This is a genomic window from Pseudoalteromonas rubra (genome assembly GCF_005887095.1).
Lineage (GTDB): Bacteria > Pseudomonadota > Gammaproteobacteria > Enterobacterales > Alteromonadaceae > Pseudoalteromonas > Pseudoalteromonas rubra_E.
This window is the reverse complement of the sequence record NZ_PNCI01000013.1, coordinates 66885-90819: the sequence shown is the minus strand read 5'-3', so window position 1 is coordinate 90819 and position 23935 is coordinate 66885. Positions and strand designations below refer to the sequence as shown.

Genomic DNA, 23935 nt, shown 5'->3' with positions numbered 1-23935 from the left:
GACAAAAAGGACAAAGTGCCTTGCCCCATTAAAAGGGTGGCAGGGCGGAGTAAGGTGAGTAATGTGACAAACCATCAGGATGCACCACAACAGAATAACCGGTCTCTGTGGCAACTTGTTTGGCCTTTGCTGCTCGTAATGGGGATGGGCACCTTGGGTGGCTGGTATAGCCATCAGTCTCATCTGCAAGGTATTGATACACGAATAAAAGAGGCCGTGGCAGCCGACTTGGCACTGCTTACTCAGGCGGTGCAAGAGCGGATGGCATTGTATCGATACGGCCTGGCAGGCTTGCGCGGTGCCACTCAGACAGTGGGGGTAGAACACTTTGACTATGAACGCATGCAGCGTTATGCCGGCAGTCGCTATCATGAACGGGAGTTTCCCGGTGCCCGGGGGTTTGGCTTTATCCGCTTTGTGCCTTTTGAGAATAAAGCGGCGTTTGTGCAGGGGGCGCGACAACAGCGGCCCGATAAACAATTTAACATCAAGCAGCTAACGCCCCACGAACAAAGTTTGTATGTGATCCAATTTATTGAACCTGAATCGCGCAATAAACAGGCCGTGGGGCTGGACATTGGCTCTGAAACAATGCGCCGGGTTGCGGCAACCGAGGCCGCCAGACGCGCCGAGGTGATGCTGACGGCACCCATCACTCTGGTGCAAGCCAATCAGAAGGTACAGCATGGCTTTTTGATTTTGATGCCGGTTTACACCCAAAGCGATGCACCTGATACCCCGGCAGAGCGCATGTCGCAACTAGCAGGCTGGAGTTACAGCCCAATACTTATTGATGAAGTACTGGGTTCATTGACAGGGATTAAACGCAATCTGGTAGCTAAGATCAAAGATATAGACCGCCAGGCCAGCACCTTGTTTTTTAGCCGCGGTGAAGCACAGACACAGCTCAGCCAGTATCGGGGACATAGTGTGATCCAGTTGTACGGTCGCACCTGGCGGCTCGAACTCAGCCCCACGAATGATTACATTCAGGGACTTGGGTTACCCAGCCCATACCGGGCATTGCGCGAAGCGGTCATGATCACTTTGGCACTGATGCTGGTGATATTTTGTGTGCAATTGCTGGTCTTGCGTGCACACCAGTCTAAAGCACATCAGCTGGACTTGTCTGAAACCCGCGAGAGGGCGTTATCTGAAGCCAATGCCGTATTAGAGCAAAAAGTGCAGGCCCGAACCGCTGAAATAGAACAAGTGGGTGCGCTACAGCGCAGTATTTTAGACAGTGCGACTTATTCGGTGGTGGCAACCGACGTGGATGGGGTCATTACGGTGTTTAACCCTGCGGCTGAGAAACTGCTGGGTTATAAAGCCGAGGAAATGATTGGCAAACTCACGCCTGCCGTGTTTCATTTGGAACTCGAAGTGGTTCAACGTGCCGAAGAACTGTCTCAGGAGTTGGGTTATCCTGTGGAGCCAGGCTTTGAAGCCTTTGTGGCGAAAGCGCGGCTTGGCAAAAATGACATCAATAACTGGACCTATGTTAAAAAGAGCGCGCAACTTACACCTGTGCGCCTGAGTGTATCACGATTACAGGATAATCGAGGCCAGCTGGTGGGGTTTCTGGGGGTAGCGTATGACCTGACTGAACAGCTGGAGCATGAACAGGCTCTGGCGGAAGCCAAACAAGTCGCAGAGCAGGCTACCCGGGCTAAGTCTGAATTTTTGGCCAATATGAGTCATGAGATCCGCACACCCATGAATGGTTTATACGGCACCTTGCAGCTACTGAACGAGGAACCCCTGTCCAGCAGAGCAAGGGAATACCTGGAAAAAGCCACTTACTCGGCCAGAGCCTTGATCACTATTATCAATGATATTTTGGATTTCTCTAAGATTGAGGCTGGTAAGCTGACACTGGAGGTCCGGCCGTTTAACCTGAGCGAATTGATCAGCCATATTCAGTCAGACTTACAAACAGTGGCCTCTCAGAAAGGGATCTACTTGTCTGTGACGGGCAGTTTTGAGCACGCTAGTTGGGAAGGAGATGCGGTCAGGATCCGGCAAATACTGCTCAATCTGCTGTCTAATGCCATAAAGTTTACCCAGCGCGGTGGTGTAGACCTTGAGATTGAAGAAGTACAAGGTGAGCCTGGCGTGGTATTTACCGTGCGCGATTCCGGCGTGGGCATTGGCAAAGAAGCACTGGAGCGCTTATTTCAACGCTTTGAGCAGGCCGACAAATCAACCACCCGAAAATTCGGTGGCACGGGTCTTGGTTTGTCTATTACCCACTCTCTGGTTGAGTTGATGTCAGGCAGCATTGACGTGCAAAGTATGGAAAACGTGGGTAGCGTGTTTACCGTATTTCTGCCGCTTGAGAAAAGTGCCCACACTCAGAGCAGTTTGTCAGAGGAGCTGGTGGTACTTCCTGAGCTGTCCGGTGTCCGGGTTTTGGTGGCGGAAGACAACGAAATTAACCAGCTGGTGATCCGTGCCTTGCTTGATAAAAGTAATGCGGATGTGGTGCTGGTGGCAAACGGGCAGGAAGCGGTCACTCAGGTAAAGCGTCAGCGCCCTGATTTTGTTCTGATGGATATTCAGATGCCGGTGATGGATGGGCTTGAAGCCTGTAAGTTAATAAAGCAGCAACATCCGACATTGCCAGTAATAGCCCTGACTGCTAATGTGTTATCCGAAGACAGACAAAAATATCAGCATGCAGGTTTTGATAGCTATATTGCTAAGCCCATTGAGCAAAAAGTGCTATGGCAAGTGATTTCTGAATGTGCAGTGCAGCCCAGCAATGCGCTGGGTCGGTTGAAATCTGTATAATAGGCTATGATTGTAGTGTTATCCTCGTTAATTAACTCAGGCTGTTCAACCTGTCTTAGTGTTGGGGAGAATGGCAGAATCCGGGGTAAACGGGATGGAATTCGATGTTTGAAATTGTACACAGTATCGAGAGTTGTACGGTATTGGTGGTTGACGATTCAAAGTTGGTACGCAAGCTGGTTAGCAGAATACTCAAGCCAGTTTGTCGCACGGTTAGCTTTGAAAGTGCAGAAACAGCATTAAAAGTGTGCCATAAAATTAAGCCAGACTTAATTGTTATGGATATTAATTTAGAAGGCATGTCAGGACTTGAAGCATGTAAAGCGCTCAAGTCACAACCAGAACTTGCCGATATTCCATTGCTTTTTATCACCTCAAGTCAGGAGCCAAAAGTACAGGAAAAATGCTGGGATGCGGGGGCTGTGGATTTCATTGAAAAACCTCTGGTTGCCAGTACGCTGGTCAAACGTATCACCACCCACCTAAAGTACAAAGTGCAGGCCGATATCCTGACCAATCAGTCGTTTGTAGATGGTCTGACCGAGCTGTATAACCGTCGCTTTTTTGATATCGAAATCGACCGCCTGTTAAAAGATAGTGTACGCCGCCGCGTGCCCTTGACCCTGTTGCTGATTGATATTGATTTCTTTAAGAAATTTAATGACAGTCTGGGCCACCTGGAAGGGGATCAAGCATTAAAAAGCGTGACCAGGCAAGTATCTGAATGTGCCAGGCGCCCCGTAGACCTGGTCTGTCGCTATGGCGGTGAGGAAATTGCAGTACTGTTACCTGATACATCAATACACAGTGCACAACAGTTCGCATCCGAGGTAGTACAAAGCATCGCAGATCTGGCCATTGTCCACCCTTGTTCTCCTCACAAAGTTGTGACTGTGAGTGTGGGTTTGTCGTGTACAGGCAGTACCAAAGCGACGACGCCTGCCGAACTTATTGAGCAAGCGGACAGCGCGCTGTACAACGCAAAAGAATGTGGCCGTAATCAATACCAGGCGTGTATGGCCGTGTCGTCATAACAAGGCAGCCCAGCTTTGACATGTTACCAAACAAGGACACAAGAGAGGCTTAACAGCCCTCAGCAATGTCTGGACATGAGTCTGGCGCACAGTGAACGTGCAGCCTCGTCCAGCCTGGGCCCAAACAGTTCAAAAAATGAAATATTGCTGTGTCGTATGTATCCTATACAGGCCAATGCAAGGAATAACCAAATAAGGTGATTTTGCCAGGCATTCAGGGCCCACTGGCCCTGCCAGGTGTACCCGGTATGATTGAATGGGTATAAGTACTGGATTGGCCATTGATACCCGTCCGGTCCTCTTGAGCCGGTTAGGTCGGTGAGCAGATGCAAATGGATTGCGACAAATGACATCAGCCATACGCATTTCTTTCTGGTCCGGGCCAGTAAACTTGCACAGGTTGCGATGCCTAGCGCAAACAACAGATTATGACCTAAAACGTGATGCCACTGATGATAGAAACGCGTTGTGCCTGTGATCCAGTCAGCCAGCAGGCCGATGCCATCTACATCAGGGGACAAGCCCGCTACAGTGATAAGTATCCGTTCTCGTTTTGTTGAGACTGTACTGGCACCGCATAGCCAGCTCATCATCAGGTGCCCACTGGGAGTCATGCATTCCTCTTTAATACCAATTCACTCAATACTTGTTCAATTTGAAGGCGCAAATATGCCGCTAACGGTGTTAAAAATTTCTCATTTAGAACCTTTACCTAAGGTATGAGTTCGCAAATTTTTGCCTGGTTATCGACGATATTTTCTCGCCTCAAAATAGAACACTTAATTAAGCAAATTGGTATAACTTGTCTATAGTGCGGGGTGTTAGGTAGCAGGGATCATTTCACTCAAATAGCTGGCTGTCCACTTTTTCAGGTCAAAGTTGCGCTTTACTGAGGGCACCGGTCATGCAACTTGCTTTGAATGAGTCACTTTTTTGAATGGGTTAGTATAAACTAGCCCCATATCAGATTAGACAAAGCAATATCAATGAGTACAGTGCTACCTATCCAGGCCGTTTATGATCAACTTCTATCGCAACTCACTACGCAACCCCGAGTTTTGCTTCAGGCACCACCTGGCGCGGGTAAGTCTACCTGGTTGCCGTTACAACTGATGCTGGATGGACACTTTAAACGTATCATTATGCTGGAACCCAGGCGACTGGCTGCACGTAATATTGCCCGTTTTCTGGCTGCGCAACTGAATGAGGCCGTCGGTGAGCGAGTGGGCCTCAGGATCCGTCAGGAAGTTAAAGTCTCCGCACGTACCCAGCTTGAAATTGTGACTGAAGGCACATTAACGCGCTTACTTCAGGCTGACCCTGAGCTGGAAGGGGTCGATTTACTTATCTTTGATGAGTTTCACGAGCGCTCTTTAGCAGCAGATACGGCATTGGCATTTGCTCTGGAATCACAACAGGCTTTGCGTGACGACCTGCATATACTGGTGATGTCGGCGACCCTGGATAGTGAGCGATATCAGCAATTTCTGGATTGCCCTGCGGTGCGCTCCGACGGACGTAGTTTTCCGATTGATGAGGTGTATATTCCACTCAAAGATGAGAGCCGCTGGCTAGAGCAAATCCCACCCATAGTGCGCCAGGCGCTCAGTGAACAGTCTGGCAGTGTACTGGTATTTTTACCCGGGCAAAAAGAAATTCGATATGTATCCGATGCACTTCAGAACACGATAGCATCTGATCCACAATTATTACTAGCAACGTTGTCCGGGGAGCAGGATAAGCAAACTCAGCAGGCTGCTATTGCACCTGCACCTAAAGGAATGCGTAAGGTGGTACTTACTACCAATGTCGCTGAAACCTCACTGACAATAGAAGGAATCCGTGTTGTTGTGGACAGCGGCAAGCGACGGGCAGCACATTACAACCTGCGCACTGGTGTCAGTGAGTTGGTCACTCAGTCTATTTCTCGTAGCTCTGCGGTGCAACGAGCGGGGCGGGCAGGGCGTATTGAAGCCGGGGTCGTTTATCGGCTGGGGAGTAAGGCGTTGTTTGAGCGTCGAGATGGCTATGACCGGCCTGATATTTTGTGTAGTGATCTGAGTGGTCTGATGCTTGAGGCCAAAGTGTGGGGCAGCGAAATTCATGAACTGGCATTATTGGACATGCCCACAGATGCGCAGCTTGCAAAGGCGAACGAGTTATTAAACGCGCTGGAACTCATTGATATTCGTGGCCGTGTTACGCCATTGGGCAAACAGGTCCAGTCGCTGGGTGCGGATCCTCGCTTTGGCCACATGCTATTAAAATCACAAGAGTTAGAAGCTGAATATCCAGGCATTGTGCAGCTTGGCTGCTATTTTGTTGCGCTGTTAGAGAGTCGGGTATCGGCATCCGCTGAACTCAGCGTTGCCCTGCAGCAGCAAGCTACTCGCCCTCACCCTGTGTTTCGTCAGCAACTGCTATTTTGGTTGCGCCGCGCACAGTTACAGCATACATCCGATGAACTGGCGATAGAGCATTTACCTCTGGTGGTCGCGCTGGCGTTTCCGGACCGCCTTGCAAAGCGTCGTGGGCAGGGCTGGGTACTGGCTAATGGGGCTGGTGTAAGTGCGCACAAGGAATATTGGCAGGATGCTGACTATCTGGCAATTGCCGATTTAGGCGGGCACAAAGGCCTGCAAATATTTAGCGCAACTGCTTTTGAGCCCAAACATGTACAAAATGCATTGCCTCATCTGTTTCGTGAACGTGATGTCTGTGAATTTGAGCAAAAATCAGGGCAATTTGTTCATGAGCAGCGACTATATCTGGGGCACTGGATTTATACCGCGAAGCCTGCGCCAGGTCCGATAGATACTGAGTTGCGTACAGAAGCCTGGCTTACCCTAGTCCGCCAGCAAGGTTTGCCGATATTTAAAGACTATGCAGACTGTGAAGGCCTACTGACCAGGATGACGTTGGCGCAAGCGTTATACCCTCAGGAGTTTCAGGCGATAGATGAAGCTAGTTTGCTGGCAAAGGTGGAAGTTTGGCTTGCGCCCTATCTGAGCGATGTGAAACAACTTCCCCAGTTAAAAAAGCTTGATTTACATGCTGCCTTGTTAAGCAATCTGGAGTGGGCGCAGCAGCAGCGTCTTAATGCACTATTACCACAGCGAATCACTGTTCCAAGCGGGTCAAATATACGTATTCACTACCAGCTTGATGGTCCGGCTCGTTTATCGGTGCGGATGCAGGAAGTCTATGGGATGAGCCACAGCCCGATATTGTGTGAGGGGCGCCTGCCGGTACTGATGGAACTCCTGTCTCCGGCGCAGCGCCCGCTGCAACTCACCCAAGACCTGGCGCATTTCTGGCAATCCAGCTATCGTGAAGTGCAAAAAGAGATGAAAGGACGCTATCCCAAGCACTTTTGGCCAGATGATCCGGCCACGGCTCAGGCAACCAATCGGGTCAAAAGCCGCATGTGATTACGCGCAGGTGGGGTTATCTTTAATAATTGGTATCACTGACACTGCTGATGATTGAATTACAGTTTGTATTGTTGTGATTCTCGCAATATTGTGGGATTGTGCTATCCTGAATAGATCAATCACACAGTGTTTCGGGCGCATGTGAAGTTAAAACACCTGCTTATCGCAACCTTTATCGTAGTGACGGCATTACCCCTGTTTATCGGGCTGTATTCTCTCAACAGTTACACGGGCGTGCAGTATCGGGAGCAGGTTAAGTCTAATCTGAACGCGATTTCACAAATCGCCAAGCTACGAATCCTTGCTGGCGTAGAACGCGCAAACGACAATGTGGCGCAAATAGCCAGCAGGACGCAGCTGCGCCGATCGTTGGCATTGTGGAATAATACGCAGGAAACTCAGCACCAAGCGCAAATCACCCGGATCATTAATGATGCCGCCATCGATCGATCCTACCTTAAAAGCATAGGCGTGTTTGATAGTCAGGGGCAGTTTGTTACTGCAACCAATGGGTTTGAGAAGCTCGATAGCCTGGCAGCTGCACAATTTGAAGATCGCCCCATGCGTCTGGAACAGCATAATGGACAGGTACAGTTGAGCCGTGTGGCACCTTTGTTGTTAGACGGGCGGCTGGTTGGCTATGTTAAGGTGAACTTTTCGACTCAATTTCTTAATCAACTGGTCAGAGACCGAACCGGTTTGGGCCAGACTGGGGAGTGGCTTATTGCTATGCAGGATAGCAATGGCGATGCCCTGTTTGCGACGCCTCTCAAGTATGACCTTAAAGCCGCGTTCACGCGCACAGTCTCTTTTGCCGAAGGCACTGTGCCCATCATACAAGCCTTGTCTGGTAATGAACTTGTCCTGGAACAGTCCCCTGACTATCGCGGCGTCCCTGTGCTCGCATCAACTCGCTACATCGAGCAGTTGGGCTGGGGGTTAGTGGCCAAAATGGATGAAAACGAAGTGAATGCTATGGTCTATGCCAATCGTTCGGTTATCTATGCCGCTGAATTGGGTATTGTGCTAATGGCTGTGATTGTTGGCATTGGGCTGTCGATTTATATTTCTCAGCCCATTGAAAACCTCAAGTCCTATATTGAAAAGGTAACCCATGAGGGAGATCTGAGCGAGCTTCCAAGAGTCACGCGTGGCTGGCAGGAGGTTCGAGAGCTGACAGCCCACTTTAGCTATATGATGCGCACACTGAGGGCACTGAATGATAACCTGCAGGATAAAATTGACGAACGCACGGCGGAGCTCACAGAGGCGAATGCTATGCTGGAAAAGACTGCCAATCAGGATCCCCTGACGAGTTTATTCAACCGGCGATTTTTTACATTGCGCTTCGAGCAGGAGCTGGACCGCTCATCCCGTTACGGGTGTTTGTTTGCGCTGGTTTTGCTCGATATTGACTATTTTAAGCAGATCAATGACCAGTGGGGCCATGATATGGGTGATGAAGTGCTCAAAGAGGTCGCACGGTTTTTACTGGCGTCCAGCCGCAGCTCAGATTTGGTTGCGCGCATTGGTGGCGAAGAGTTCTGTATTTTGATCCCTGAATGTGAACAGGACAAAGTGGTTGTTTATCTGGAGCGCCTGCGCTGCGATCTGACTGAGCTTAACTTTACCGCTAAAGATACCCTGTTTACCATTTCAGCCAGTTTTGGCGTCGCCTTTTATCAACCTGGTATGGATAGTGGAAAAATACTTTTAAAACAGGCTGATGAAGCACTTTATGATGCAAAACGCGGTGGTCGTAACCGAGTATGTGTTTACCAGGGGCAGCTCCACGCTTAGCTTTCAATCTCTCTCTTTTTTGTACACATCACCCGAGCGGCGCGGTACGTCGACCTTCTGTTGGCCGCAGTAGGTGTTTGTTACTGAGTTCATAAATTGCATTTGAGTGGATTGTATTTTTTACAACGTCTTTAATATTAATATTTTCATGGTAACTTAGCTTTAAACGTCCCTGCTAACTATGTCTGGTCATACTGCTTTTGGTTAATCTAATGTTAAATTTAAGTTGAATATCCAGCCGTGCTTGTTTAACATGACTGCAGCAGGTGGCTGAGATTGTTCTATCCAATAAGCTATGAAAGGAAAAGCCCATGAAAGCTACTACCAAGAAAAACAACCATCGTTTAATTGTGAAAGCAAAGAAATTGAAGCAGTTAAACGGTTATGGCTTGTCAAAAAAACAACTTGCTAAGGTATTTGGCGGCATCACTTCTGATGGAGACCAGCCCAGAGACTGTGAGCAGGGTACTTTGTCGTCGCAATACTGCTAGTGTCGCGCTATATAAAGGACAAAACATGAGTGAGTTTTATGTAGTAACGGGATGGACGTTACGATGTTTACAGCTGATGGTTGTTATATATTTGTTGTATTACTTCAAGCAGTACAGGTTAAATCTTCTGTTCGGCGGAAAAGCGAGTCTTAAAACAATCTCAGATCATAAACTTCATTCATGTTTCTTGACTGCTCTGACGTGTCTGATTTTCAATATAACCAGTGGCCAACTGGCATCATTTATCCTTGCTTTGGAAATCGATCTGCAGATAAAGATCCAGATATATTACTTCACCTTGGTGTGTTGTGGAGTTTCTTATGCGGTTACTCTGTATATTGTGCACTTGATCCGAGGTTGTTTGTTCACACAGGCTGCACGCTATACATTATATATTACTTTCTTACTGGTTCTGTTGAATGCGTTACAATTAGTATTGAGAGGTTTCCTTGAAAGCAACGCAATCTATGCTTTATATGGCCCAATAACTGTGTGCGCCAATATTATGATCTGGTTAATTGTTGCCAAGTATCCATTCTATAAGTTTATGGAATCACGGATCAGACAGGAGGCATAAACATGCTATTGTTAGCATTAACAATTATTGCGCTATTTTTATTGCTTGCCATTATGATAGGGGCCTGTATTCAGGGCATTGAATTACATGGACCCGAGCAAAAAGTGCAGAATTTCTTTATGCGCTTTCGCGCTGAAGAAGATGCCAAACAAGAATTGTACGAATCGGCGTATCGGATCGTTATGGATTTGGGTGAGGCACTGGATGAAGAAGATATTATCGCGCAATGCGATGCGGTTCGCAGTGCACATGACAGAGCCCGTGCCTTTCGTGCCAGGGCTGCAGATCACCCAGTGCCGATGTCTTCTTCTGTATCGAGGCTGAGCCTGAAAGTCGTCAAATAACCGTTACATTCAATTGGGCTAGATACACAATGCTGACCTGTGTTCACCAGATCAGCATACGGTTGTGTATTGCATCTCTAGAAATTAATGATCGTCGACACCGCTTCTTCCTTCGCTGTTTCTATCGATAACTTGATGGTGCGTTTTTGCCAGTCTATATCCAGCATGCCGTAGTTGCTGCCAGATTTGTTGATCAGATGACGGTTACTGGTAGTCAGATCCGCAATATCTTTACTGACAACACCAACCTGGCCGGTGGGAATCGTTGCACCACTGGCCGCACAGTTACCCCATTCACCCTTTATACCATTGCCATTCTCGTCCACCTCGGTGTAGCACCAGGGTTTATCGTGGTCCCGGGTAATACAACCCTGATAGGTCACGGCAGCGTATTTGGCTGGAAACTTACATTGCTTGGTATAGTTGCCATCCCCTTTGGTATCAGCATATACAGGTAAGCGTAAAGGGTTTTCAATATGATAGGGCCAGTTCTGACCAAATCCAGAAGCAGTTACCTCATAGACTCTGGCCATTTTGCCGTACTCCGCGCTGGCCGGAATGTCTTTTTGCAGTAGTTCACCCCAATGCTGGTCGCCGGATAAGAAAATCACGGCTTTTGTTTTGCCTGCGTTGATTGACTTTTGTACTAGCCTCAACAGGCGTTCACGCTCCAGTGGGACCTCTGCCCAGGATTCATAACTGGTGCCAGACATCTCTGACTCTTGCAGGTTACTGAGTACCTGCTCAAATTTCTTGCCATCACCATATGCACAGTAACTGCTGCGACTGCGACCCTGATATAAGGGAGGAAGGACTTGGATCCCACTGGCAATGAGCTTAATTTCAGAGGGTTTGTTGAGTTCTTGTTCCAGCCACTGCCATTGCTGCTCGCCAAGTATCGTCGTGGCGTTTCCTTCACAGGCACCATAGTTAGAAAAGGTGGGGGAGCGGAAATAGCGAGCATCCAGCGTGATGACATGAGTTTGCTCGCCCTTTTGTCCCAGCATTTTGGCTTCATAGATGCCAGCCTGGCCATTTAGCCTGGGATCATCTGCGGGCGCATCGAAGTGTCTTAAGTATTCGAGCTGACTTTGGGCACGTTTAGGGTAGTGTTTGCCGTCATTATTGCGACCAAAGTCGTGGTCATCCCAGGTTGCCATGACAGGGATCCCAGCTGCCAGAAACTTCTGATAGTCAAGGTTGCGTTTTTTATCATCATATTTTTGTCGCATAGTGCTCATATCTGTGGTGTCGGCATAGATATTGTCACCCAGCCAGAAGAATAAGTCGGGTTTGTGTCCTATCAGGCGTGCCAGTGCTTCGGGCATATCGCCCTGTGTTTTAAAACAAGAGCCCAGTGCAACGCGGTCAAGTCGTTTATTCGGCTGAGGATGGGTGTGGCTCATGAGCGGTTCAGGCTCTTCGGTGGCACATTCCTCCCAGCTACCTTGTTCATCAACATAGCACCAGGGCGCACTATGATTACGCGTTGTGCAGCCATAAAATTGCTCTCCCTGATAACTGGAGGGGAGGTTGCAACTTTTTCCTGTGACTGTGGTAAACGCTGGAATGGTCTCAATCCTTACATTACCCCAGCTAGAGCCGTCAGTGGCTTGCTTCAGGTAACACCACTGGCTGCCTGAGTTATTTTTGTCAGTGGTGCCCTGGTAGCTGGCGCCCAGATAGCTAAAAGTGCTCTGACATTGGTCGTAATGCACCTCAGGTGCGCCAAGAGAGCAGAAACTGCTGAGCGCAGCGCTGATGCTAAGTAATAAGCGTATTTTTTTCATTATTTTACCTGGTATTAACGTAAGCAGAGCGACACGTTTGTGCTCGCATGTTTTGTTTGTATTCCCTTTGTTAATTCAACCCAGATTGTCTTTGCAAATTGCAGAGTGTTGGTGCACGGGAAGCTCTCTTCCTGCTGAGAGAGGCGCTATTCTAGAGACAAGATGTGAAAAAATGCTTTCAACTTTATGTCAAAATCATGTTGTGATGCTTTGTGTGTCTTATTGTTGTGTTTTTTGGTGAGACTGGTGCGGGTATTTAATTAATGCTTTGTGTGTAATGGTGTAATAATTAATCCAGCCTTGTTTTTTGTTTTTTGTTTTTATTTTGTTTCAATGGTTTATTATTTGTTTTTAGCTGTTTTCTATGAATATTTTCATTGCTAAAAAAGCAGTGAAAATTGTAGATGGCGGCGCTGTAGCTTCAGCAATAAGCGGATGCAAAGAAGCACCCTGCCAACCTTGATGGGCAGCTGACTCATCACTCTTTACTCAGAGTACTTTCTGAATCTGAACATTTAAAAAGTCTCCTGTCATTTTTAGTTGGACCACAGATGTGGCTCGATTTCTACTCTATTTCTACACCTTAATTCAGTTGGTCTGAATTGGTCATACCTGATTGACATCAAAAACCAATCTTTTATTACTAGTATCAAAGTATTAAAAGGTGTAGGTTAGTTCATGTATCAAATCAATTTTAATAACTAATTCATGTCAAGGATACGCGAGTCATGACAGCCTTTTCACTAAGGCAGGCCCTGGCTGTAGTCTGACATGGTGTATGTGCTACTTCTGATGTTGTTAAAGCGCCCACTCGTTATTTAGGGCCTACATCGGTGTTGGCTGTGGTATACATTTTGCCAGTTCCCCCGGCCTGGAACTGAGCTGCTTTGTGCTGTAGGAGTTTACGTGCAATTAAAAAACCGTCTGAGTATCCTTGCTGTTCTGCTTGCTGTAATTCCCTTACTTATCACCTGCTTTGTTATCGGCTTACTGGCTTACCAGGAGGGAAAGGCCGCCGTGACAAAGGAAATTGAAAACAATCTGGTATCGCGTCGCAACGCGATGCAAACTCAGGTTGAACGCTATTTTAAAACGATTTCTGATCAGGTTGTGACCCTGGCAGGATCCACCATGGTGATAGACGCCAGTCGAGCTTTTTCGCAGGCATTTACAAGCTATTCCCATGTGACGTCAGATGAAGATCTCGCTCTGAGTCGTTATTATAACACTCAGTTTCTTCATCAATATGAGCAAAAAAACCGCGGTGACAGCCTGAGTATGAGTCAGCTGTTAGCGGGTTTAAGCCCCACGGCTCGGGCTTTACAATCCCACTATATCGCTACTAATCCCAATCCTTTAGGCAGTAAAGATAAGCTTCTGGATGCGGGTGACAACAGTGCCTATAGTGCTGTACATCGCCGTTATCACAAAGCACTACGAGAGTTTCAGGCGCGTTTTGGCTTTTACGATATATTCATTACCAACCCTCAGGGCGATGTGGTGTACTCTGTATTTAAGGAACTGGATTTCGCGACTTCCTTAACCGCTGGGCCGTTCCAGAAGTCCGGTTTAGCACAGGCCTATGAGGCGGCTCGTACTCAGCAGGTACGTCAGGGTCACTTTGTGGATTTCAGTCCCTATCTGCCTTCCTACAATGCGGCGGCTGGTTTTGTCAGTTCCGCGATCCTGGCTGATGATGGCACACTACTCGGCACTTTGATATTTCAGTTACCTGTTGATGAGATTAATCGTATGTTGACGCTGGATGGACAGTGGCGTGCTCAGGGACTGGGAGACAGTGGTGAGGTGTACCTGGTCAATCAGCGCAAGCTGTTGCTCAATAACAGTCGGTTTTTTGTCGAAGATCCAGGAGGTTTTATCGCTCAGCTTAGAACCTTTGATGTTGATAAAGCCATGGTTGATGACATTGAGCAGAAGCACACAACCATAGGCACGCTCAGAATTGATTCTCCGGGCACCCGAGCTGCGCTGGCTGGTCAAAGTGGCTTTGCTATTTTTTCGGATTACCGGAGTGTGCCTGTGGCATCAGCCTATGCGCCGTTGGATATTGACGGATTACATTGGGCAATTGTGAGTGAAATCGATGAAAGTGAAGCGTTTGCAATGATTTCTGAGCTGAAGTATTCCGTGCTCAGTTCTTCTATTCTGTTCGTTTCTGTGGCTGCGATCATTGCTAGTCTGGTTGGTTTCTATGTGGCTAATCGTGTTACACGACCGGTCATTGCTGCCAGTAAAGCGATCCGTGGTATTGCAGATAATAACGACTTCAGACTGCGTGCGCCCGATGAAGGAGATGATGAGATCCGTGATTTAAGCCGATCAGTCAATAGTCTGGTAGAGCGATTACAGCATAACTTCGCTGACTTACTACACAGTGCTCATACACTCAAGGAAATGTCAGTGGCGCTCTCTGATCGTGTGGCAGGTCTCATTGATGGTGTGAATAAGCAGTCGCAGGATTGTGAGCAGTCGGCTACGGCCGGGCAACAAATGCAGTATACGGTGCAGGAGGTGGCTAGCAGCGCACTTAATACCTCAGAACAAACCCATCAGGTGAGTTCTTTGACCTGCCAGACCAATCAGCTAGTGGAGCACTGTGCTGAGGTGTCAGAACAACTGGCTGAAGAAATGGATAAGGTCGGGGATGTGATGAATGGCTTGTCGTCTCAAAGCGAGCAGATAGGAAGTGTGCTGGATGTGATCCAGTCTATTGCAGAGCAAACTAACTTACTGGCGCTGAATGCTGCGATTGAGGCTGCGCGGGCCGGTGAATCCGGGCGAGGTTTTGCGGTGGTCGCAGATGAAGTAAGGGGGCTGGCGCAGCGTACTCAACAGGCAACCGAGGAAATTGAGCAGATGATTAAGGCACTGCAAAACGGTGTTGGCGAAGCTCGTCAGTCCGTGCAGCAAAGTCGAGAACGCTCCGTTGACAATGCGCAGACCTCTGAGCAGGCAAAGGACTCGTTGATAGAGGTGTCTGATGCCATTGAGCAGATTGTGGCGATGAATACTCAGGTTGCAACGGCTGCAGAAGAGCAGTCGGCAGTTGTGGCACAGATCAGTCAGGCCATCAGTGCAATTAGTGAAGAGGCCAATGGTAATCTGGGACGTAGTCAGGATATTGACGACCGATCACAGCATCTGGCTAAGCTTGCCGTTCGGCTGGATGACATTCTGGCGCGATACCAGGTGTGATTCTTATTGTCCGTGTCGGGGAGGATCTTTGGCAATATAAGTGACCTCGCCCAGCGGGTTGTAACTACTGGGTTTGTCTATCTGCAGGGCGGCCAGGCGCTGATATAAATGTGGGATCAGCAAATGCGTAAAGCCGCCGCCATTGTGCTGGGTGCTGTCTAGCCAGGCGTTGAGCTCAGCAGGCGAAGGTGGCAGGATCAGAGGACTCGCTTTGTCGTGGTAACGGCGCAGTTTTGGGTGTGCAGGCAGAGTGATCACTGAGCAGGAGTAGTGCTTTTTTCCGCTGTGTGGATGGTGCCACACCTTATATAGTCCACCTAAGCACAGTGCGCCGTCAGGGGCGATAAAATCATAATAATGCTGTGGTTTGCCTTTGGTAAACTGGGTTTCACCAAAGCCTTTTACCACGATAATACAGCGGCTGTAATGAAATGGCAGATAGGCGGCGCTGCCTTTAACGTGAAGTTTGTCATAGCGGCTGTTAAATGACGTGTATTTGGACGGTTTAAAACCTTGCTCTGGTTTTGGGTCTAGCAACAGCCACCAGGTTGCGCTACTGAGTTGCCGCTGGCCATTTTCTTCATGCACAATACTGATGCTGTCCGCTGCTTTTTTGAAGCGGCCAAAGTGCATGTTTTCTCTCGGGTTCTCAATGCCCAGCCCCTCTAATATCTCGATCACAAAGGGATCATCGGTGATATTTAATCGTCCACACATAATACGCTCCTGTTGTCTCTCTCACTTTAACTGACTCTGGTTGTCACTGCTTGATCTGGATTAACCGTTATGTGTTCTCTGTGCTGTTTAGCGGGTCTGCCTGCGGCGAGATACACAGCATGCTTGCACTTTGGTCAACAGTAATTATACTGTATAAATATACAGTTTAAGGTGTGTTATGAGCAATTTAATTGAACGATTACAGCGTCAGGATTTGGTTTGGCAAGGCTCAGGGCTTATTGGGCGTCAGCAACACAGTAAAGCGCTCACGACGACAGGATATACAGAACTGGATAAACACTTACAGGGTGGCTTTCCTAAAGTCGGCGTCGTGGATTTGCATACTGAGCTGGGCATTGGTGAGCTGAGATTGCTATTGCCCAGTCTGATGCAACAAAGTGGTTTAACGGCGATCATTAATCCGCCGGCTCGTCTGAACGCCGATGCTTTGCAGCGTATCGGAATGGACACCGGCAAATTGCTGGAGATCACCCCAGGGTGCCCGCAAGAAGCACTGTGGGCTGCTGAGCAGTGCCTGAAAAGTGGCGCCTGCAACAGTGTCTTGGTATGGCATGGGGCACTCCAGGTGTATCAGGTCAAGCGTCTGCAGCTGGCAGCTCAGACTGGCGAGGCGTGTCTGTATCTTTTACGTCGTGAACACTATGGCGAGGGGACCTTGCCAGTGTCTTTAAGCCTGGGACTTAACCCACATACCAAAGGTCTGAGTATCACAGTTAAAAAGCGCAAAGGCGGCTGGGCTCAGTCCCAATTTGCACTGGATATGTCACTGCTCTGGCCTGAGCTGACCGAACAATTTCATACTCAGAGCAAGGAAGTGCCAGATGTTGCACAGCAATATTCTACAGGCAGGTAGTGGTAATGACTTTGTGGTTGTATTTACACTTTCCTGCTATTCAGCTCGATAAACTGAAAATCGCGGAGCAAACGCAAAAATCGGATGAGACAGAGCCTGATGGTATCACCACTGAGTTATCTCGGCCCTGCATCATCGTAGGTGGGCGTGACAACAGGGTGATGCAGCTGGATCAGGCTGCTGCACAACTGGGAATTTCGACGGGTATGGGACTGGCCGCCGCCGCGGCCCGCAGTCGAGAGCTGGTTGTACATCCCTATGATGAAGCCGATGAAAGCCGAACGATCCGTGAAATTGCCCAGTGGTTGTATCTGATCACGGCAGATATTGCTCTGTTTGCGCCTCAGGGCTTATTACTGAAAGTCAGCGGTATGCTCGCCATGTACCGGGATTTATCTCACTACCTGAGCACACTGCGCTCACATCTGGATACACAGTCCTTTACCTATCGGTTTGCATTTGGCTACTCTCCGGAGGCCGCCCGGTTGCTGGCAAAACAGCATGGCGCTTTGGCACATCAGAACCCAGAAGCGCTTGAAAAAGCCTTACATGGCCTGCCGTTGGTGGCTTTATCACTGCCTGCTAAACAGCTTGAGCGGCTACAACGGGTTGGGTTTAAAACTGTCGGTGAGTTGTTCGCGCTGCCTCTGGTGGAGCTGGGAAAACGTTTCGATTGTGAGCTGGTACAGTATGTGTCCAGATTGCGCGGGAAAGTGCCTCATCCTGTGACTTTTTATCAACCAGAGCCAGAGTTTGAACGCTATCTGCCACTGCTGTATGACATAGAAAATCTGGACTGGCTGAATAAACCGCTGCTTAAACTGTTGGTGCAACAGGAGCAGTTTTTACGGTTACGTAATCGACATGCCAGGCAATTAATACTGACCTTGTATCAGCGCGATGCTGAACCCCTGCAGCTTGAAGTGGGTCGTGCAGAAGGTACAGATCGGGCCGATCTGTGGCTGAACTTATGCGACCTTAAACTCAGCTCAGTGACACTCAATGGTCCGGTACAGGCAATAGGGCTAAAAGTTGCACAGATGTGTCAGCCCGATGAACTGATGCATGACTTATTTGCCGAGCAACGCGGTACAATGACGCCTGCTGGTCTGGTCGCTGTGTTGCAGGCTAAATTAGGTGAGCGTGCTGTACAGGGGCTGACAGCCTGTGATGATTTGCGCCCTGAGCTGGCAACTGGATACTGTACGCCACTGAGTATGCCGGGGACACCTTTGTCGGGGACATCTTTGCCGAATGCACCTTCGTTATACCCTGAAATGGGCTATCTCAGACCCGCCTTTTTACTGCCGAGTATCGAGCCATTACAGCATAAAATTAATGTCCACTTAGGCCCTGAACGGATCTGCACTGGCTGGTGGGATGCTCATGAGGTTGAACGAGATTACTTTGTGGCTCAGGATGCACAGGGGCGTTGGTTATGGGTGTTCCGAGATCGCCAGCAGCGCTGGTTTTGCCATGGGGTTTTCAGCTGATGGCAAAGAATAAGTCAGCGATGTTCGCCTTACCAGTTTCTTCACCGGGGATAAAACAGACGGTTGGCCAGGGGACGGGTGAGCCGCCCGGAAGTGCCAGGCTGCATGGTTATGCAGAACTGTTTTGTCAAACTAACTTCTCTTTTTTAGAGGGCGCATCGAGGCCAGAAGAACTGGTGCGTCAGGCTGATTTTCTCGCTTATACTGCGCTTGCCATTACCGATGAATGCTCATTGGCTGGGGTAGTGAGGGCGCATACGTTAATTAAGGAGCTGCAACTTGATTTACAACTGATTGTGGGCAGCCTGATGCGTTTTGAGTCACTGGATATGGTGTTACTTTGTCCGAATAAAGCAGCCTACAGTGAGTTATGCCGGGTGATCACCAATGCCAGACGACGTGCTGAAAAAGGTTACTATCAGCTGGCCGAATGGGATTTACTGTCGTTACGTCACTGCCTGCTTATCTGGTTACCTAAAGGAGATGACCGAGATGAGCACTGGGGAGCCTGGTTGGTGCGTCATCATAAACATCGTAGTTGGGTGGGCATGCAGCGTCATTTAGTAAATCAGGAGCAACGTTTTATTACCCACTGTGAGGTGTTGGCTGCGCGCTATCAGTTACCCATTACGGCATGTGGTGGTGTGTTAATGCATAGCAGTGAGCGACTCAGACTACAACAGACACTGACGGCCATTCGGCTTAATCTGCCGCTTGAACAAGTCAAAGGCCGGTTATTGGTTAATGCCGAACGCGCATTGCGTAGCCGGGAAAAGCTCAGCAAGCTGTTTAAGGCACCCTGGCTGGCAGAATCTTTACGCATAGCAAAGCGCTGTCATTTTAATCTGGACTCTTTGCGTTATCAGTATCCGGCAGAGCTGGTGCCCGCAGGAAAAACGGCGATGCAGCATTTACGCGATTTAGTAAAACATGGGCAAAAAAAGCGCTTTCCACAAGGCGTGCCGCCAGAGATAGCCGAGATCATCACTAAAGAACTGGCACTGATTGAGGAGCTGGACTATCCCTACTTTTTTCTCACCATTCATGATCTGGTACGTTTTGCACGTAGCAAAGCGATTTTATATCAGGGGCGGGGCTCGGCAGCCAACTCGGTGGTGTGTTATTGCCTGGAGATAACCGCGGTAGATCCACGCCAGGTGTCGGTGTTGTTCGAGCGTTTTATTAGTAAAGAGCGTAACGAGCCGCCAGATATCGATGTGGATTTTGAACATGAACGTCGTGAAGAGGTGATCCAGTACATTTACCATAAATATGGTCGTAAGCGCGCCGCGCTGGCTGCAACGGTGATCAGCTACCGTTTTAAGAGTGCGGTCAGAGACGTCGGGAAAGCGCTGGGAATTGAAGCAACTCAGCTGGACTATTTTATCCGCAATGTGAACCGTCGTGACCGTGGTCAAAACTGGCAAACTCAGTTGAGTGAGCTTGGCTTGCAGCCAGACTCACTGAAAGGGCAGCACTTCATCAGCCTGGTTGAAGAAATCATGGGCTTTCCCCGCCATCTTTCTCAGCATGTGGGTGGCTTTGTGATTTCCGCAGGCCCTTTGCACGATCTGGTACCCATAGAGAATGCTGCTATGGCAGAGCGCACAGTGATCCAGTGGGATAAAGACGACCTTGAAAGCCTTAAACTGCTCAAAGTCGATGTACTGGCTCTGGGTATGTTGAGTGCCATTCGTAAAACGTTTGCGTTGATCGCACAGCACACATCAAGACAGCTGGATTTGGCTGAGTTAACCCGGATGGGTGACGACCCTCAGGTATATAAAATGCTTCAGCGGGCAGATACTGTTGGTGTGTTTCAGATAGAGTCCCGTGCACAAATGAGCATGCTGCCCCGATTAAAGCCCGCCTGTTATTACGATTTAGTGATCCAAATTGCCATTGTCAGGCCTGGTCCTATTCAGGGGGATATGGTGCACCCTTTCTTAAAGCGTCGTAATGGTGAAGAAGCCGTGACTTACCCGTCGCAAGAGGTGAAGTCGGTGTTGTCTCGTACTATGGGCGTCCCTATCTTCCAGGAGCAGGTGATTAAACTGGCGATGGTTGCGGCGGGCTTTTCCGGTGGGGAGGCAGATCAGCTGCGCCGGGCAATGGCGTCGTGGAAAAAAAGCGGTGAACTGATGCAGTTTAAAGAGAAGCTGATCAATGGCATGCAACAGCGGGGCTATGAGGTGAGTTTTGCCGAGCGCATTTTTGAGCAGATCTGTGGTTTTGGTGAGTATGGCTTTCCGGAAAGCCACTCCGCCTCGTTTGCTGTGCTGGCCTATGCATCAGCCTGGCTGAAACACTACTATCCGGCGATGTTTTATACCGCACTATTAAACAGTCTGCCAATGGGGTTTTATAGTGCTTCACAGTTGGTCCAGGATGCCAGGCGTCATCAGGTTGAGGTTCTGCCTGTGTGTGTCAATGCCTCTGAGTACGATCATCATATTTGCCAGCAACAGCAACAGCAACAGCAACAGCAACAGCAACAGCAACAGCAACGGTTTGCGATCCGACTTGGGTTGCGCCTGGTAAAAGGCTTACAGCGTGACAATGCAGAGCAGTTACTGGCTGCTCGCCCGGGTAGAGGGTTTCAGAATATCGCTGAACTAAAGCACATCGGATTGTCTGGTCATGTGCTGGAGTGTCTGGCGTCTGCCAATGCGCTGAAAGCGTTACAGGGCGATCGTTATTCAGCTCGCTGGACACTGATGGATCAGGAACAGGCCTTGCCGTTATTTGCCACACGTACGGAGCTTGACGGTTCGCATTCGCTGGCGGAATCGCAATCTTGTATTTTCCAGCCAGATGATATGGACGATCTGGTGGAAGACTATGCGGCGCTGGGCCTCACGCTGGGCCAGCACCCGGTCACCTTGCTCGACAAGGCCGGTAAACTGGGTCGTTTTACTCGCATGGCGCAGCTTAGTGCTTGTCGGCATAAATCTCTGGTGACTGTGGTTGGGATCGTGACTGGCAAGCAGGCGCCAGGCACTGCGGGTGGGGTGACCTTCTTTACGCTTGAAGATGACACAGGCAATATCAATGTGGTGGTATGGGCGGGCACGGCACGTGCTCAAAAGCAGGCTTATCTCAGTGCTAAACTTCTGGAAGTAAAGGGGGTTGTTGAAAAAGAAGGCGAGGTGATCCATGTCATTGCCGGCAGGCTGACTGACCGCAGTGAGATCCTGGGCGCCTTGCACAGTAAGTCTCGGGACTTTCATTAAGTCAAGCAACAGTGTTCTCGATATTCAGGCACTGTAAGGAGTGCAGCGCCTGAATACCTAGGTAAAATTAAGTTCTGAGTCTGAATTTACGAACCAGTTGAGCCAGCTGCTCAGCTTGTTTATTGAGCTCTTGTGCAGACAAAGCGGCAACCTGGGTATCCTGTAAGGAACTCTGACTGGATTGCTCTATTTTTGAGATGTCCTGCGCCATTTCACCGGCAACCACAGATTGTTCCTCGGTTGCTGTGGCAATCGACTGGATCATGGCGGCAATTTCAGACGCACCGCGCACAATATCATCCAGCTGAGCCCCCGCAGCTTCTGCCATAGAAACACTCTGGTCAACCTGGGACACGCTGTTTTGCATTGAGCTGACGGCATGTTCGGTCTGCGACTGAATTGACTGAACTGTAGAAACCACTTCCTCCGTCGCTTTTGAAGTACGTTCCGCCAGCGTTCTGACTTCATCGGCAACCACGGCAAAACCACGACCCTGTTCGCCGGCACGTGCAGCTTCAATAGCGGCGTTTAATGCGAGCAGGTTGGTTTGCTCGGCAATACTGCCAATCACGCCGATCACGTTACCTATCTGGCTACTCAGCTCGCCCAGGTGAGTCACGTTTTCAGCGGTTTTCTGCACGTTTTGTGAGGCCGTTTTAATTTTACTGACGGTTTGTCCGACGGTGTCTCCACCTCCGGATGCCAGAGTGCGTGCCTGATCGGCGTGGCTGGCTGCTACCTGACTCTGTGACGCAACCTCTGAGACTGTGGCGCTCATCTCCTCAATGGCCGTAGCAACTTGAGTTGATTGATCGGCAGATGAACGGCTGCGCGAGGCGATTTGGTCATTGGCTTCGGCAATATCGTGGCTCGAAGTACGCACATCATCTACCACCTGAGCAATTGAGTGTAATAGCTCGTTCAAAGAGCGAGCCATTTTATTGGTGGCTTCGGCCAGTCCGTCAATTTCGTCCTGACCTTTGTGCGCAATGTCTCTGTCAGAGATATCACCGGCACTGATCCGCTCAGCCACGCCCAGCACCTGACTAAGTCGCGATACAATTGAGCTACTGATCAGGTAGGCAATGACCATACCAAGTACGGCAGCAATCAAAGTAATCACTATAATTACAATCGAGATAGCGCTCAGACCCTCTACGAGTAAGGCAAGTGCGCTGGAGGCATCGTCAATTTCTTCCTGGGCGGAGACATCCAGAATCTTCGCCACATCCTGAATATACTTTTTGTTCAGCTCATTGAGCGTGTTCGTTGCTTGCTTGTACGCCTGAGGATCATAACTTTTGAACACGGTTTCCGCTTCATCCTGGATGATTTTATACATCCGTTTTATTGTTGCAATATCTTGTAACTCATTCGGTTTTTGTTCCAGTGGAATAAGCAAATTTAAATACTCCTCGAAGCTGGCTGCATCATCGTTAAAGTCTGTTTCGGCATTGGTGTTACCTGTGGTGTGAGAGATAACCGCGGCTATCATATCGCCGGCTTCGTCAACCAGCTCCAGGTAATAGCGTACGCCTGGCAGGTCGTCGCTAAGTGACTCCTGTAAATCCGTTGACTGCATAGCATCGTTAAACTCCTGCTCTTTAAGCTTATCGAGCAGGGCTTCTAATTGTTCTCCGGTGGTTGACTCCAGGCGGTCAACTCGGGTTTTAATGCGCTGATAAGCATCGGGGTCATAGCGATTAAACACATCCTGATTCACTCGCTGGTGGTATGAGGTAATACTTTTGAGGATATGGGCCATTTTTTCGCGGTCGGCCTGTTTGGCAGACTCATAGCGGTACAATTCTGTATGTACTTCCTTAAATTTACGAAATACCTCGTTGAATAAGGACTTTTTATTAACATCGCCATTCATATATTCGAGTGCGGCACTTTTGAGCTGGTGCTCGGTGTCCAATAAGCGGCTGTAGAGGATCATACCGGGTAAGTCATCACCTGTGACCTCTGTTGCTCGAGCGGTCTCTGTTGAGACCTTAAACCAAACCAAAGTGCTGGACATCAACATCAGCACAATAAGAACACCAAAGGCTGAGTAGAGTTTGTTACTGAGTTTCATAGGATCACCAAGTTAGAAAGAGGCGTCATCCATGGCATACTTTTCATTGCGCTATTGTT

14 protein-coding genes are annotated in these 23935 nt (G+C 49.0%); 10 read left to right on the top strand and 4 right to left on the bottom strand.

Features of this window, described 5'->3' with window-relative positions; all coding sequences use genetic code 11:
- Positions 1-63: 63 nt before the first annotated feature.
- Positions 64-2793, top strand: coding sequence for a CHASE domain-containing protein (locus CWB99_RS06280; RefSeq protein WP_249331748.1), 2730 nt, complete (start codon positions 64-66; stop codon positions 2791-2793).
- A gap of 104 nt (positions 2794-2897) precedes the next feature.
- The gene (locus CWB99_RS06275; RefSeq protein WP_138550277.1) at positions 2898-3827 is read left to right on the top strand and encodes a diguanylate cyclase; all 930 of its coding nucleotides are present in this window, start codon (positions 2898-2900) and stop codon (positions 3825-3827) included.
- 59 nt (positions 3828-3886) lie between these two features.
- On the opposite strand, the gene CWB99_RS06270 is transcribed toward CWB99_RS06275, so the two are convergent.
- The gene (locus CWB99_RS06270; RefSeq protein WP_138550276.1) at positions 3887-4441 is read right to left on the bottom strand and encodes a metal-dependent hydrolase; all 555 of its coding nucleotides are present in this window, start codon (positions 4439-4441) and stop codon (positions 3887-3889) included.
- A 381-nt stretch (positions 4442-4822) separates the two neighbouring features.
- Between CWB99_RS06270 and hrpB the strand changes: the two genes are divergently transcribed.
- The 4 genes from hrpB (at position 4823) to CWB99_RS06245 (ending at position 10473) form a co-directional block, all read left to right on the top strand.
- Complete coding sequence (gene hrpB / locus CWB99_RS06265) at positions 4823-7258, top strand: ATP-dependent helicase HrpB (protein WP_138550351.1); 2436 nt, start codon at positions 4823-4825, stop codon at positions 7256-7258.
- Between the two features lie 144 nt (positions 7259-7402).
- Positions 7403-9061, top strand: a complete 1659-nt coding sequence (locus CWB99_RS06260) for a sensor domain-containing diguanylate cyclase (protein ID WP_138550275.1) — start codon at positions 7403-7405, stop codon at positions 9059-9061.
- 311 nt (positions 9062-9372) lie between these two features.
- Positions 9373-9552: a hypothetical protein gene (locus CWB99_RS06255; RefSeq protein ID WP_138550274.1), complete on the top strand. Its 180-nt coding sequence runs from the start codon at positions 9373-9375 to the stop codon at positions 9550-9552.
- Between the two features lie 579 nt (positions 9553-10131).
- Complete coding sequence (locus tag CWB99_RS06245) at positions 10132-10473, top strand: hypothetical protein (protein ID WP_138550272.1); 342 nt, start codon at positions 10132-10134, stop codon at positions 10471-10473.
- A 77-nt stretch (positions 10474-10550) separates the two neighbouring features.
- Here CWB99_RS06245 and CWB99_RS06240 read toward each other — a convergent pair whose 3' ends face one another.
- Positions 10551-12263, bottom strand: coding sequence for an alkaline phosphatase D family protein (locus tag CWB99_RS06240; protein WP_138550271.1), 1713 nt, complete (start codon positions 12261-12263; stop codon positions 10551-10553).
- 906 nt (positions 12264-13169) lie between these two features.
- On the opposite strand from CWB99_RS06240, the gene CWB99_RS06235 reads away from it, so the two are divergent.
- Entirely contained in the window at positions 13170-15479 is a 2310-nt protein-coding gene (locus tag CWB99_RS06235) for a methyl-accepting chemotaxis protein (RefSeq protein WP_138550270.1), read from the top strand.
- 3 nt (positions 15480-15482) lie between these two features.
- Here the strand turns inward: CWB99_RS06235 and CWB99_RS06230 are convergent, their stop codons facing one another.
- Positions 15483-16196, bottom strand: a complete 714-nt coding sequence (locus CWB99_RS06230) for an SOS response-associated peptidase family protein (protein WP_138550269.1) — start codon at positions 16194-16196, stop codon at positions 15483-15485.
- A gap of 178 nt (positions 16197-16374) precedes the next feature.
- Between CWB99_RS06230 and imuA the strand changes: the two genes are divergently transcribed.
- Genes imuA through CWB99_RS06215 form a run of 3 tightly spaced genes read left to right on the top strand, consistent with a single transcriptional unit; the run spans position 16375 to position 21796 of the window.
- A complete protein-coding gene (imuA, locus tag CWB99_RS06225; RefSeq protein WP_138550268.1) occupies positions 16375-17070 on the top strand; it encodes a translesion DNA synthesis-associated protein ImuA in 696 nt (231 codons plus the stop codon).
- Between the two features lie 5 nt (positions 17071-17075).
- A complete protein-coding gene (locus CWB99_RS06220) occupies positions 17076-18563 on the top strand; it encodes a Y-family DNA polymerase (protein ID WP_138550267.1) in 1488 nt (495 codons plus the stop codon).
- Entirely contained in the window at positions 18509-21796 is a 3288-nt protein-coding gene (locus CWB99_RS06215; protein ID WP_249331745.1) for an error-prone DNA polymerase, read from the top strand. Before CWB99_RS06220 ends, CWB99_RS06215 begins: the two co-directional genes overlap by 55 nt.
- Positions 21797-21863: 67 nt before the next feature.
- Here CWB99_RS06215 and CWB99_RS06210 read toward each other — a convergent pair whose 3' ends face one another.
- On the bottom strand, positions 21864-23876 hold the full coding sequence (locus CWB99_RS06210) for a methyl-accepting chemotaxis protein (RefSeq protein WP_138550265.1): 2013 nt from the start codon (positions 23874-23876) through the stop codon (positions 21864-21866).
- Between the last annotated feature and the right edge of the window lie 59 nt (positions 23877-23935).

Coding starts and splice junctions, on each gene's coding strand:
- CWB99_RS06275 (WP_138550277.1), top strand. CDS start 2,898: ATGTTTGAAATTGTACACAGTATCGAGAGTTGTACGGTATTGGTGGTT.
- CWB99_RS06270 (WP_138550276.1), bottom strand. CDS start 4,441: ATGACTCCCAGTGGGCACCTGATGATGAGCTGGCTATGCGGTGCCAGT.
- CWB99_RS06255 (WP_138550274.1), top strand. CDS start 9,373: ATGAAAGCTACTACCAAGAAAAACAACCATCGTTTAATTGTGAAAGCA.
- CWB99_RS06245 (WP_138550272.1), top strand. CDS start 10,132: ATGCTATTGTTAGCATTAACAATTATTGCGCTATTTTTATTGCTTGCC.
- CWB99_RS06240 (WP_138550271.1), bottom strand. CDS start 12,263: ATGAAAAAAATACGCTTATTACTTAGCATCAGCGCTGCGCTCAGCAGT.
- CWB99_RS06230 (WP_138550269.1), bottom strand. CDS start 16,196: ATGTGTGGACGATTAAATATCACCGATGATCCCTTTGTGATCGAGATA.
- imuA (WP_138550268.1), top strand. CDS start 16,375: ATGAGCAATTTAATTGAACGATTACAGCGTCAGGATTTGGTTTGGCAA.
- CWB99_RS06220 (WP_138550267.1), top strand. CDS start 17,076: ATGACTTTGTGGTTGTATTTACACTTTCCTGCTATTCAGCTCGATAAA.
- CWB99_RS06215 (WP_249331745.1), top strand. CDS start 18,509: ATGGGTGTTCCGAGATCGCCAGCAGCGCTGGTTTTGCCATGGGGTTTT.
- CWB99_RS06210 (WP_138550265.1), bottom strand. CDS start 23,876: ATGAAACTCAGTAACAAACTCTACTCAGCCTTTGGTGTTCTTATTGTG.